13 protein-coding genes are annotated in these 12,702 nt (G+C 49.7%); 3 read left to right on the top strand and 10 right to left on the bottom strand.

Annotation, left to right across the window (positions count from 1 at the left end):
• Positions 1-18 precede the first annotated feature (18 nt).
• The 7 genes from AR543_RS13265 to AR543_RS13235 form a co-directional block, all read right to left on the bottom strand.
• A complete protein-coding gene (locus tag AR543_RS13265; protein ID WP_060534971.1) occupies positions 19-1,347 on the bottom strand; it encodes an LLM class flavin-dependent oxidoreductase in 1,329 nt (442 codons plus the stop codon).
• Positions 1,348-1,484: 137 nt separating this feature from the next.
• Positions 1,485-1,778, bottom strand: coding sequence for a glutaredoxin family protein (locus AR543_RS13260; RefSeq protein ID WP_060534970.1), 294 nt, complete (start codon positions 1,776-1,778; stop codon positions 1,485-1,487).
• Position 1,779: 1 nt separating this feature from the next.
• On the bottom strand, positions 1,780-2,472 hold the full coding sequence (locus AR543_RS13255) for a GNAT family N-acetyltransferase (protein ID WP_060534969.1): 693 nt from the start codon (positions 2,470-2,472) through the stop codon (positions 1,780-1,782).
• A gap of 45 nt (positions 2,473-2,517) precedes the next feature.
• Positions 2,518-3,306 carry an ATP-binding cassette domain-containing protein gene (locus AR543_RS13250; RefSeq protein WP_060534968.1) on the bottom strand — a complete coding sequence of 263 codons (789 nt, stop codon included), beginning with the start codon at positions 3,304-3,306 and terminating at the stop codon, positions 2,518-2,520.
• Between the two features lie 21 nt (positions 3,307-3,327).
• Positions 3,328-4,098, bottom strand: coding sequence for an aliphatic sulfonate ABC transporter permease SsuC (ssuC, locus tag AR543_RS13245; protein ID WP_060536775.1), 771 nt, complete (start codon positions 4,096-4,098; stop codon positions 3,328-3,330).
• Between the two features lie 182 nt (positions 4,099-4,280).
• On the bottom strand, positions 4,281-5,303 hold the full coding sequence (locus AR543_RS13240) for an ABC transporter substrate-binding protein (RefSeq protein ID WP_064505585.1): 1,023 nt from the start codon (positions 5,301-5,303) through the stop codon (positions 4,281-4,283).
• Positions 5,304-5,366: 63 nt separating this feature from the next.
• Entirely contained in the window at positions 5,367-6,506 is a 1,140-nt protein-coding gene (locus AR543_RS13235; protein WP_060534967.1) for an iron-containing alcohol dehydrogenase family protein, read from the bottom strand.
• A gap of 467 nt (positions 6,507-6,973) precedes the next feature.
• On the opposite strand from AR543_RS13235, the gene AR543_RS13225 reads away from it, so the two are divergent.
• Genes AR543_RS13225 through AR543_RS13215 form a run of 3 tightly spaced genes read left to right on the top strand, consistent with a single transcriptional unit; the run spans position 6,974 to position 9,330 of the window.
• Positions 6,974-7,402: a CcdC protein domain-containing protein gene (locus AR543_RS13225; protein ID WP_060534965.1), complete on the top strand. Its 429-nt coding sequence runs from the start codon at positions 6,974-6,976 to the stop codon at positions 7,400-7,402.
• A gap of 48 nt (positions 7,403-7,450) precedes the next feature.
• On the top strand, positions 7,451-8,629 hold the full coding sequence (locus AR543_RS13220) for a sensor histidine kinase (protein ID WP_060534964.1): 1,179 nt from the start codon (positions 7,451-7,453) through the stop codon (positions 8,627-8,629).
• 14 nt (positions 8,630-8,643) lie between these two features.
• On the top strand, positions 8,644-9,330 hold the full coding sequence (locus AR543_RS13215) for a response regulator (protein ID WP_060534963.1): 687 nt from the start codon (positions 8,644-8,646) through the stop codon (positions 9,328-9,330).
• A 295-nt stretch (positions 9,331-9,625) separates the two neighbouring features.
• Here AR543_RS13215 and AR543_RS13210 read toward each other — a convergent pair whose 3' ends face one another.
• The 3 genes from AR543_RS13210 to AR543_RS13200 all read right to left on the bottom strand — a co-directional run bounded on the left by AR543_RS13210 (position 9,626) and on the right by AR543_RS13200 (position 12,670).
• A complete protein-coding gene (locus tag AR543_RS13210) occupies positions 9,626-10,435 on the bottom strand; it encodes a carbohydrate ABC transporter permease (RefSeq protein ID WP_017812079.1) in 810 nt (269 codons plus the stop codon).
• A gap of 37 nt (positions 10,436-10,472) precedes the next feature.
• Complete coding sequence (locus AR543_RS13205; protein ID WP_174703742.1) at positions 10,473-11,345, bottom strand: carbohydrate ABC transporter permease; 873 nt, start codon at positions 11,343-11,345, stop codon at positions 10,473-10,475.
• Between the two features lie 68 nt (positions 11,346-11,413).
• Positions 11,414-12,670, bottom strand: a complete 1,257-nt coding sequence (locus AR543_RS13200; protein ID WP_060534962.1) for an ABC transporter substrate-binding protein — start codon at positions 12,668-12,670, stop codon at positions 11,414-11,416.
• Positions 12,671-12,702: the final 32 nt, after the last annotated feature.

Below are 12,702 nucleotides of genomic sequence, written 5' to 3'. Positions count from 1 at the left end.
CGTAAGTATAGCTGCTCCTTAGCTGTTCACTGTCCGACGGGTATAGCGGTTCTGTGGAATAGGAACGCCCAGATTCTCCCGCAGCGTCTCATATTCATAGTCTTCACGGTAAATGCCGCGCTCCTGCAAGATTGGTACGACTTCATCCACAAATTGATGCAGCCCGGAAGGTAGATCGGAATGAATAATAAATCCGTCCGAGCCCCGCTGTTCGAACCAATACTGGATACGATCCGCTACCTGTTCGGCCGTACCGATAAAGTTGCTGCGCGGCGTTGCCGCCTGCAGAGCCACCTCACGTAGCGTCAAATTGCGTTCGCGGGCATCTTTTTTGATTTTATCGGTGCCGCTGCGGAAGCTGTTGCTGCCGATACCATGCAGTTCCGGGAACGGCTCATCCAGTGCATATTGGGAAAAGTCGTGATGATCAAAAAATCGTCCCAGATACAGCAGCGCTTTATCCACAGTAACCAGGCTGGCAATTTCGCGGTAGCGTTCTTCCGCTTCGGCTGCTGTGCGTCCGATAACCGGCGTGATGCCAGGCAGGATTTTGACCTCTTCTTCGCTGCGTCCGTAGGCTGCTGCCCGCTTTTTCACATCCTGGTAAAAAGCCTGGGCATCTTCCAGCGTCTCCTGTCCGGTAAAAACTGCATCTGCTGATTGAGCTGCCAGATTTCGTCCATCTTCCGATGATCCGGCCTGGAAAATAACCGGCTGTCCCTGACGGGAACGCCCAATATTAAGCGGCCCCTGCACCGAGAAATACTCTCCCTGATGATTCAGGGTATGCAGCTTGGAAGGATCAAAGAAAACACCGGTTGTTTTGTCCCGGACAAAGGCATCTTCTTCCCAGGAATCCCACAGCCCTTTGGTAACTTCCAGATATTCGGCAGCAATCTTGTAGCGTTCGGGATGGGAGGGATGCTGGGCGCGGCTGTAATTGAGCGCAGAGCCTTCCAGTGGAGAAGTAACCACATTCCAGCCGGCACGTCCGCCGCTGATATGATCCAGGGAAGACAGCTGTCTCGCAATCGTAAAAGGTTCGCTGTAGCTGGTAGAAATGGTCCCCACCAGACCAATCCGTGAGGTAACTGCCGCCAAGGCGGACAGAATAGTCACTGGCTCGAACCGGTTCAGGAAATGAGGCAGTGACTGCTCGTTGATAAACAACCCGTCGGCGATAAATACCAGATCAAACTTGCCTGCTTCCGCCTTTAATGCCTGGCGCTTATAAAAGTCCAGACTCACACTGGCATCCACCGGTACTTCCGGATGTCTCCATGTAGACATGCTGCCTCCGATTCCATGTATAATCGCTCCAAATTTAAGCTGACGTTGCTGACTCATTGCCGTCATCCTCTCTGCCCACAGGCCCAATAGTAGAAATAATCGTATTTGATAAGTATTTGATAGTATTAGGTAGCACCCAATCCATCTGATCCGGTTAGTTATTATTCAAAAGCCGCTCTGTATATCCTGTCGCTTCACTGTACCCTGCTCTCTTCTACCTGCGTGCTGTTCAGCAGATACTGCAGCTTCTCCAGATCCGGCTCCAGCAGAGCCGTATATTGTCCATTGCCGCCTACTTCCACGACCGGGACATGCCGGATACCATATTTGGCTTCCAGTACATCACGCAGCACATCATTGCCGGCGACTTCCAGATTGGTATAGGTATACCCGTTTATTTCCAGATAGGTTTTGATTTCCTGGCAAAAGTGGCAGCCTGTTTTGCTCCAGACAATAATATGCGTAACCGGTTGAGTGATGGTGGACATGTTATTTCCCTCCCGTAGTCGTATGGATAAATGATTGTAATTTCTGTGCAGGGTCCAGCAGTTTGGCCATAAAAACAATATGCTCGCCGTTATGGGTTTCATCATAAAAAGTATAATAACCACGTCGCTCGTACATCGGTGCCAGCCATGGGTGACGGGTTGCTGTTGCTAGCATTACTCCGGGCTGACCATGCTTGCCAGCTATAATTTCCTGTTCCAGCCAGTTCAGCAGCTGGGCTCCATACCCCTGCCCTTTGAAATCCGGTCCAACGGCAAACCAGCGGATAAACGGCAGGCTGCTCAGTTCCTGCAGCCGCGGCTGATGATCCCGATCCAGGGTAACCGTCGCGGCAATCCTCCCTTGCTTGATCAGAATATAGCATTCATGTGCGGCAATATTATCCTGAATCATCTCCAGTGTCGCGTAACCGGCCGGAAAAGGAATCTGCAGCTGACGCAGCGGTTCGTACGCATCCAGTATGACCTGCAGTAATTCCTCCGCATCTTCCGCTATAGCCTGACGGAGAACAATATCAGTCTGCCGATCAACTGAAGCTGTTGGCCGTACAGTGGAATAAGCTGTATCCTGACTGCTGTCGGCAGGTTTGGAATTATAATCCGACGATGGTTGTGTAGACAGAGAAGGCTCGGCAGGAATTTGCTGCTTGGTTGGCTTGGATCCGGTAAAAGTCATGGATATTCCTCCTTGTAAAGGGTGTATGGTACCACTATGTGCGTGCTATATCGAAAAATTGGGCTGTCTAATGATGGGCAGCGGCGTTTTGCTATCTTGCTGGAGCAATCTGCCCAGAATCTGGTTCTCAAAATGAGCAAATCCGCTATTCCGTTCCCGCGGTCGATCCAAAGTGATGCGCACATTCAGTGCAATATGTCCTTCTTCAATCAGCAGTACACGATCCGCCAGAGCAACTGCTTCACTCACATCATGGGTAACCAGTACAACCGTTAATCCCTGCTCGACCCAGAGCCGTTCGATCAGCTGCTGCATTTCGATACGCGTGAGTGCATCAAGCGCGCCGAGAGGTTCATCCAGCAGCAGCAGATCCGGATGACTGGCCAGTGCCCGTGCCAGAGCAACCCGCTGTTTTTGCCCGCCGGAGAGTACGCCCGGCCATTCCTTTTCCCGATCGGCTAATCCTACCTGTGCCAGGGCTTCACGGGCAGTATTCCTGTTTTTGTCCGGAATGCCCAGCCTTACATTATCCAGCACTGTTTTCCATGGCAGCAGCCTGGATTCCTGAAACAGAAACCTTGTTGAACGCGGCCTGTCAGACGCTGCTGCCGAAGAACCCGGGGCTGTGCGATTGATGCTGATCTGTCCGCTAGTAGGCTGCTCCAATCCGGCTATCAGACGCAGCAGCGTACTTTTGCCACAGCCGCTGCGTCCGACAATCGCGACGAACTCTCCCCGCTCAATCGTAATATCCACCTGCGACAGAATCTGCCGCTCTCCAAACCGTTTACCGATATGATGTACATTCAGAAAAGCTGCCTGATCCACGGTCATTGCTTGTTCTCCTTTGACTGTTTATTTACGGGATAGCACTGGATTCCAGCGCAGCCAGCGCTTTTCCAGCAGCTTCGCGATACTATCGGACAGCTTGCCGAGCAGCGCATACAGAAGAATACTGAGTACAATGACATCCATTTGCATAAATTCCCGTGCGTTCATCGCCATATAGCCAATCCCTGCATCGGCTGCCACCGTCTCTGCAACAATCAGGGTCAGCCACATAATACCAAGCGCATAACGGATACCGACAAGAATCGATGGCAGTGCACCTGGCAGAATAATATGCGCATATAGCGCCAGCCGACCCAATCCGTACACTTTGCCCATTTCGACGAGTCCGCGGTCTACCGAACGAATACCGTGAAATGTATTAAGATATATCGGGAAAAATACACCCAACGATACAAGAAACAGCTTGGCCTCCTCACCGATTCCAAACCAGACGATTACGAGCGGAATCAGCGACAGGTGGGGGATATTGCGAATCATCTGGATCGATGAATCCGATATTTTCTCGGACAGCTGCGAAATCCCATTCACTACACCGAGCAGGAATCCCAGACCGCCTCCGATGGCAAATCCACTCAGGGCGCGGCTTGTGCTGACAGCAATATTTTCTACCAGTTCTCCTGTACCGAGCAGCCGGATCAGTGCACGGACTACTTCTGCTGGTGTCGGTAGTATATTTCCGGCAATCCATCCGGTAGTGGTCAGCAGCTGCCAGGCAATAAGCAGCAGCAATGGCAGACCAAATGGCAGCAGCCGGTTGAACCATCTTTTTCCCAGTGATGTGCCACCATTTTCATAGCGCTGCTTTGGGGATGCTGCCGCAGAAGATCGAGATTCACGATTGACGTTATTTTCTGCAGCTGTCTGAATAGCAGGCTGTTCCTGAAGTGCCGGTGCCGGAGAAGTTATACTTTTTGAGGACACGCAATGACCTCCTTTATCGTCTTGTAATATCGCTGTTATGATTTTGGAGCTGTGGATAGACCGGAGCTGAACGCATCACTCCAGAAAGTAGATACGGTGACCGGCTTGGACAATACCCCTGCCTTGCTGAATGTATCAGCCACATCCTGCTCTGACCGGATAGTCTCTGCCGAAGCTGCAATAATACGACTGGGACGCTGGGCTTCTCCTTCCTGCAGGGTTTGCAGCGCCTGCTCTACCGGCTGATGAGTTGCATCTGCTGTAATCTGCGCCCATTTCTGTACATGACTGCGGGACCACTCATGGAATTGGTTGATTCGTTTTAGATAATCGGCAATCGCTTTTTGCCTAGCACTATCTGCGATTGCACTGTCCGATACATTCACGAGAAAACTGCCGGACAGAATATCTTTGGCACTGGCAATTGTGACGGCCTGCTTCTGATGCGCAGAGATAATCGCATTGCCATAACTTGCGAGAGCATCGACTTTACCGCTGATCAGTGCACTCAGACCATCTGCTGTGGACAGTTCCACTGCATCGATATCCTGCCATTTGAGCCCTGCTTCTTCCAGCATTTTGAGCAAGAAGTAATGAGCTGTAGTATTTTTGACAAAAGCAACCTTTTTACCTTTGAGATCTGCAACGCTATGAATCGGTGACCCCTGCGCGACTACCAGCTCCTGATTAAGCGTATTTCCTTCCTGTACTGCAACGACTTTGAAGCCGCCACCACCAGCTGCCTGGGAAGCAAAAATAGGCGGAATCTCGCTTGTAATACCAAAATCGACCTGTCCGGCGGCCATCGCTTCCAGAATCAGATTACCTCCCTGGAAAACGCTGTATTCTACATGGTAAGGTGTATCGTCCAATCCGGCCGCTTTCAAGCCTTCCTCCAGATTGCCCCAGCCCGTCTGACCGACACGGATCGTTACTTCGCCGGCAGCCGCTGCTTCACCGGAAGAGGACTCATTGGATGTATCCGAGCAGCCTGACATCAGGATCAGCAGAGCCAGCAATACCATTGGCAACAAAAGATGGTTTATACGTTGTTTCAAGAATCATCACCTTTTCTTGTTTAAAATCAATCGGTCTAGATATAAATGGGACAGTAGAATCGTTTATCGAACAATCACACTCCCTGATAACTTTTGCTGCCGATCGGCTGTCGAGGCAATCAGCTGCGTTCCGAGCTCATCCGCCTCCAGAATAGCACGGGTGACTGCATCGATATGAACTGCAAAAGCCAGATGACGTTCAGCACCTTCCCGCAGCGTTAATCCTTCGGCAATTTGTCTGGCTGCCTGCTCCCGTTCGCTTTCAATACCCAGCTGCCTCAATGTCACAGGCAGATCCAGCTGATGCAGCAGCGAAGCCAGTCGATGCAGTTCCTTGTATTCCTTTTGTTCCAGCTGCCACTGGGTAAGCAGTCCAAAAGCTACCTTTTCCCCATGCAGACTACGATGGGTATCTTCCAATCGGGTCAGGCTGTCATGCAGTCCATGCGCGATTGCTGCATGCACCGATCCATCCTGGATACTCCCTACCAGACCTGCCAGTACAATAATGGCATCTGTTACCTGTATAAAAGCTGGAGTCACCTGCTGTAGAGGAGCCTGCTCATATACATCGAGTGCGTGCTCTTCCAGAATCTCCAGTGCCAGACGAGCGGTAGCGACGCTGCTGCGCAGGGCCAGACTGGAATAGTTGCCATTTAGATTGACAGCAAATTCGTGCCATTTAACCAGCGTATCCCCGATCCCTGCTGCCAGATACCGGGCAGGTGCCGCCGCCAGCAGCGCTGTATCTGTCAGTACCAGATCCGGTGAGCGACGCAGCGGCCAATATCCGGCGGCATTACCACGCTCGTTATACAGTACAGTGAGCGCCGACCATGCTGCGCAGGTAGCCGGGATCGTCGGAATCGTCACCACTGGCAGTCCTGCCTGTTCGGCTACTCCTTTTGCCAGATCCAGTACTTTGCCTCCACCCGCACCAATAATCAGCTGAACCTGAACCTTGCGCGCTATCCCCGCATATGCCTGAATTTCTTCACGGGTGCATTGTCCCTGAAAAGGCTGCAGATGATAGCTCACTCCTGCCTCGTCCAGTGCCGGCAGCAGAGCAGGTGTAACTTTCTCGAGTGCCGTATAGCCGCCGATAATAAGAGCACTACTGCCTAACGCTCGTATATGTGAGCCGCTTGCAGCCAGCAAATTCGACTCGTTCAGATAGACCGATGGAGCTTTTACAGTGATCATGTACAGCACCCCTTTGATTTTGAATAATCATGCAGCGAGAATAACGCAGCATTGAAAATTAATACTGTTGAGCTTTACAGATTCCCCCAGTTGGACATTGCATACCGGATAGTAGATGAGCAGCGGTCATCCCTGCAATCCTTGGCAACATGCCATCCAGACTATATCCGATAATTCCGACCATTTAAGTTGGTTAAAACTTGAATAAAGTCTAGCATCCGTTACGCCGGAGCGCAATGCATCTGCTAATCAATAAATTCTATACACTTATCAAAAGGTTCTATTCATCCGCGGATTCTTCGCTCCATCTGGAGGTGGAGAACAGCTGGGACGAAATCCATCCAACCACCGATGAAGCACAGATCATTACGGATTATACTGGAATTAACTTCATGATTGGCGGGATATTTATCCGCTCCTACTGCTGATAATTCCTATCTCTCCATCTACAGAAAGCGAGTGATCCTATGGCCAGAGTCAAGGAAGTACGTCCGATTCAACTATTCCTGCTGCCGGCAATTCTGCTGTATGCTGTGTCTCCCCAGATTCAGCCTATGCTGTCAGGCGGCCTGATCATGGAAATTATATTATTTGTCAGTATAAGTATCGGCGCTATGATAGGCTGGCTTCGTTCCCGATCCCATACTGTTCATCAGGACCCTATAAATGGTAAAATTGTAACGCAATCTTCTATTACCAGCATGATTATTGTACTCGTGCTGATTGCTGTACGCGTATTCATCGGTTATTTGATTGATTCAGGGTATCTGCTGCCCCATCACAGCGATGCGGCCACATTGATATCCAACAGCCTGCTGATTGTAGCCCTGGCCAATGTCGTTACTACCCGCATTATGATTTATCTTGATTATAACCGGCTGATTCATGGAATCTGATACCGTCAGCTTCAGCAAAGAGTAACACTGCGGGAAGGAATTAATCGTATGGACAATCTGAACAGGCTGATGGGCAACCACTCGCTGGTATTCCGTCTTTCTGTCACCATCATTATGCTGTACAGCTGCTTTACCATCTATTTCCGGGAGTCCTTTTTTATCTGGTCGATCTATACAGTGACCATGCTGATTTTTGTCATTCTGACATGGGCTCCCCTCAAGCTTCATACGCTTTTTATTATTGCATTCAGTTTGTTTTTGTATGTCATGATGTTCGTTAATGAACGCATGGCTAATGCTCCTGCCAACTTTTTGGCGCTGCTCTGGGTATGGTTTGCTATTCTTTGTACCATATCGGTACGCGAGAAAAGTATTGCTTCCTTTTTTGCCCTGTTAACCGGTGTATTGATGCTGATTGCGGATTATGATCGCGGGTTTCCGTATTCCATGCTGATCTCGCTGGTAAGTATTTATTTTGGCGTACATAGCATTTACCGGTATATCTCGGTACTTCGCATTAACAGTGAACAGCTGCAGGAGCTGGAGACCGTGCACAACGAGCTGAAGCATGCCCATAATGAACTGCAGGAAAATGCGCTGCAGTCGATCCGCTACGCTGCACTGGCCGAACGTACCCGGATTGCCGGCGAGATCCATGATGGGTTGGGTCATCATTTTACTTCCCTGATCGTGCAGTTGCAGGCACTGAAGTGGATGATCCGCCAGAATCCAGATCAGGCCGAGCATACTGTCAACCAGCTGCTGGACGTTTCCCGGCAGGGACTCGCTGAAGTGCGTAGTGTCGTAAGAGACTGGTCGGTCAGTGAACGCGGGGTCAATGAACTGCATACACTTGCTTCCCAGGTCGCCGAGCGTTCGGGGATTACACTGAATTTCCAGGCGGATGCCGCCGATTCCCAGTGGGGCGAAGCGGTCGATGGCATTCTGTACCGCATCCTGCAGGAATCGCTAACCAATATTGTTCGCCATGCCGAGGCTTCGGTCGTAGACGTGACCATTAATCAACTGGGTGATCAGGTGATTATGCGTATTGCGGATAATGGAATATACCGCGAGGAGACACCTTTAACCCACGGCTTTGGTCTGCAAAATATGATCCGGCGCTGCGAGCAGCTGCAGGGTCAATGTATTTTCCGCGCACGCGAAGGCGGCGGCCTGATCGTCGAAGCCCGCCTGCCGCTATCATTTGCAATACATCATGAATAACAAAGGAGTATGCCATGAACCAGCCTGACCGTCCTATTCGTATTATGCTGGCTGATGACCAGTCCCTGATCCGTCAAGGTATCCGTTATATTCTGGATCTACAGCCCGATATGCAGGTTGTTACCGAGGCATCCACCGGCGATGAAGCGGTGGCACTTACCAGTGAATACCAGCCGGACCTGATTCTGATGGACATCCAGATGCCCGGTATGACCGGTATTGAAGCAACCCGTGCTATTTTGCAGCATCAGCCGGAGATCAAGATTGTGCTGCTGACTACCTTTGATGTACAGGAATATGTTATTGATGGTATCCGTGCAGGAGCCTCCGGTTATCTGCTCAAGGATATTGATATGAATGAAATGATTCAGGGTATTCGCTCCGTCTGTGCAGGCGGCGCCATTTACAATACAACAACAGCCGGTAGTGCGCTGGTCGAGCTGCTCGGCCGTCCTCTCTCGGTGCAAAATGGCGACGACTCCTCTGTCGCCTCCATCCCGCTGGCGGAGCCGCTGACCGAGCGAGAGCTGGAGGTGCTGCAGGCGGTCGCCTATGGCAAACGCAATTTTGAGATAGCTGCCGATCTGTATGTATCCGAAAGTACAGTCAAAACCCATGTGCATAATATTATCCAGAAGCTAGGTGTCAAAGACCGTACCCAGGCAGCCGTAGTCGCTATCCGGCAAGGCATTGTCAGCTAACTTCCGCCAATTTCACGGAGTTGAACCGTTAGAATCTTTATGCAGTTTAACCGGGGTCTGCTGGTGTTACTTTGCGTTGCCTTGCACTTTATACACTGCTAGGATACAGCGATTCTATTTCTGCATATCTATATCTATCACAATCCAAAAAATATGCAAAAAGCCAGGTTGGACCCGGGAATTACTTTTCCCGATATCCATCTGGCTTTTCTTTGATTCTATTAAGACTATCCCTATAAATAACAAAATCATTTCAAACTTACAACTTGCAGTTCCTTTCATATATCCATGCTTTTTATCCTTTGACCGAACCTGCTGTCAGACCGGTTACAAAGAAACGCTGCAGGAATACAAACAAGATGACCATCGGCAGTGCCGTAATCACGACTCCTGTCAGCAGCATTGTATAATCTGTGACATATTCGCCTCGGAACTGCATCAGTGCCAGCGGTAGCGTTAGCTTTTCCGTGCTGTTCAGCAGCATGAGTGGAATCAGCAGATCATTCCATACCATAACGAACAGGAACGCTGCTGTAGCCGACAGGGATGGACCGGATAAAGGCAATACCAGACGCCAGTAAATTTTCCACTCTCCGGCTCCGTCCATACTTCCCGCTTCCATCATTTCCTTGCTTAGCATCTCCATAAACCCAGTTAGCGTGAATACTGTCAGCGGTAGTAGCCCAGCAGCAGTTACGACCGTCAATGCGGTCAGACTGTCCGACCATCCGAGCTGACGCACCAGTGAATATAGCGGCAGCATAATAACCTGTGAAGGAATAATCAATCCGGCTACAAAGTAGGCAAAAGCGAACTTGCCCAGTCTGCCACCCAGTCGCACAATTGCGTAGGAAATCAGACTTCCCAGGAACAATACAATAACGACTGTAAATAAGGTTACCCTTGCGCTATTCCAGAAATACTGCAGCATCGGCTGCGCATCAAAAATATGAATAAAGTTCTGCAGACTCCATGTATCCGGCCAGCCCAGCGGATTCGCGTAAAAGGCCTGGCTGGTTTTGAACGAAGATACAACTACAAAGTACAGTGGCGCTGCAACCAGCAGCCCGTACAGGATCATGATAATACGTCCAACCCATTTCATTGCAGCAGCTCACCCCGTTTTCCTGTAAAATACGTTATCATCCTCTCGCCCCTTCCTGACGCAGCGCTCTGAACTGGAAGAAGGTCAGAATGCCCAGCAGCACCAGGAAGATCATCGATCCGGCAGATGCCAGCCCAAAGGAATAGTTGGAGAATGCCAGATGATAAATATACGTCGTCAAAATCTCGGTCGCATAGTTCGGTCCGCCATCCGTCATCACAAAGATCAGATCGAACGCTTTGAACGACTGAATCGTTGTATACGAGATTACGATTGCTGCCGATGGCGCGAGCAGCGGCCAGGTAATTTTGCCAAAAATCTGCAAACGGCTGGCACCGTCAATACGGGCAGCTTCCATCAATTCTCCCGGAATCGCATGCAATCCGGCAATAAAGATAATCATCATCTGTCCGGCATGCGCCCAGATCTGTACAAAGGCAATAGCATACAGGGCAATCTTGGCATCCCCTGTCCAGCTACCCATCAGACTATCCAGTCCCGCACTTTGCAGCGACATATTCAGCAAACCGATCGAAGGGTCATAAATAAACGACCAGATCAGTCCAACAGATACCGATGACAGAATAGCCGGGAAAAAGTACAGCGCGCGGAAAACCACATGCGTACGGCTATTTTTGGCGAGTACGAGTGCCAGTACTAGCGAGATTACAGTCTGCAGTACCACCACAACGACCATGAATTTGATATTATTCACAAATGCTTTACGGAACGTAATACTGTCAAAGCTATCCTTGTAGTTGGCAATCCCTACAAAATCATAGGACGGTGATACACCGTCCCAGTTGGTAAATGAGTAAAACAATCCCGATAAAGCCGGGTATACGAACAGGCCGGTGTACAGCAATATTCCTGGGAGCATAAACAGCCATAGTAATTTACGATTAATCATAAGCGTTACCGTATCCCTTTACTTTATCTTTTGACGCTGTGGTACATAGAGCTGTATATCAGCAGAAATTAGCGTCCGATCTGCTGATCGATAATAGCCTGTGCGTCCTGAGCTGCCTGTTCCGGTGTAGCACCACCCAGAACAGCCTGGATCGAGTTGGTCACAGCCTTTTGATTCTCGGCATTTACAATTGTATACCGAGGCTGGAATACTGTTTTCTTGTCTGCCCATTCCTGAGCTATATTCAGCTCTTTGCTATCATACTTGATATCCTTGAGCGTTACGTTTTGTCCGGTCTCATTGGCATACTGGGCAGCGATATCCGGTTGACTCAGGAATTCGACGAATTTCTTCGCTTCTTCCGGATGCTTGGAGCGGCTGTTGACTGCCAGCATAAATGTGCTTGTATGCACACCTTCATATTTGGCCTGATCGGCAGATACAGTAATCGGCGCGAGCAGTCCTTGCTGCAGCTCCGGATTCTGCTTGACATTTTGGCTCAGCTGGTAGGAACCACTCGCCAGCATTGCAGCTTTGCCCTGGATAAACAGCGCACCTGCAGCAGGATCTTTGGTACCCAGTGAATTTGGCTGGAAGAATCCTTTGTCATTCAGTTCTTTGAATTGAGTCAGCGTCTTCACCCAGAATTCGTCTGTCAGCTTGGCCTGTCCTGCTTCCACCTTGGTAAAAATATCTTCGCTTGGCTCGTTATTCATCACCATGGTATTCATAAATTGTCCCGGTCCAATATCCCCACCGGCAAAAGCAATCGGGATAATTCCGTTATCCTTGAGCGTCTGGCAGACTTTGAGGAACCCTTCCCAGTCTTTGGGTGGAGTCAGACCATATTTCTCGAACAGGGCTTTATTGTAAATCGGCATATTGTAGACGAGCTGATAAGGTACAGCCCATTGTTTGCCGTCCTGGCTGCCCGCTTCAATCAGATTGGCATTGTAATTTTTGAGAAATGATTCACCAGTCAGATCGGTGAATAATCCGGCTTTGGCCAGCGCGGCAAATTGTGCACCTGGGAAAGAAGCAAATACATCGCCTACCGACCCATCTGTCAGCTTCGCCTGAGCTGTCGTCTGATATTGATCAGAAGTGAGCGTTTGCATATCGACGACAATATTCGGGTTCTTTTGCTCAAAAGCATCAATAATCTTCTGGAACGTCTGTGTATCTTCCCCGCGCCAATGGAGGAAACTGATTGTTACTTTGCCATCATCTGCCTGCTTCGATCCACCTCCGCATGCAGATAGCACTCCAGTAAGTGCAAGTACCATAACAAGCAGTAAAGCCAATCTTGTTCGTTGAGTTTTCATTAACCATCCTCCATTTTTATATCGTCAATTAA

Source organism: Paenibacillus bovis, from assembly GCF_001421015.2.
GTDB classification, from domain to species: Bacteria; Bacillota; Bacilli; order Paenibacillales; family Paenibacillaceae; genus Saccharibacillus; species Saccharibacillus bovis.
This window is presented reverse-complemented; position numbering and strand designations above follow the sequence as displayed.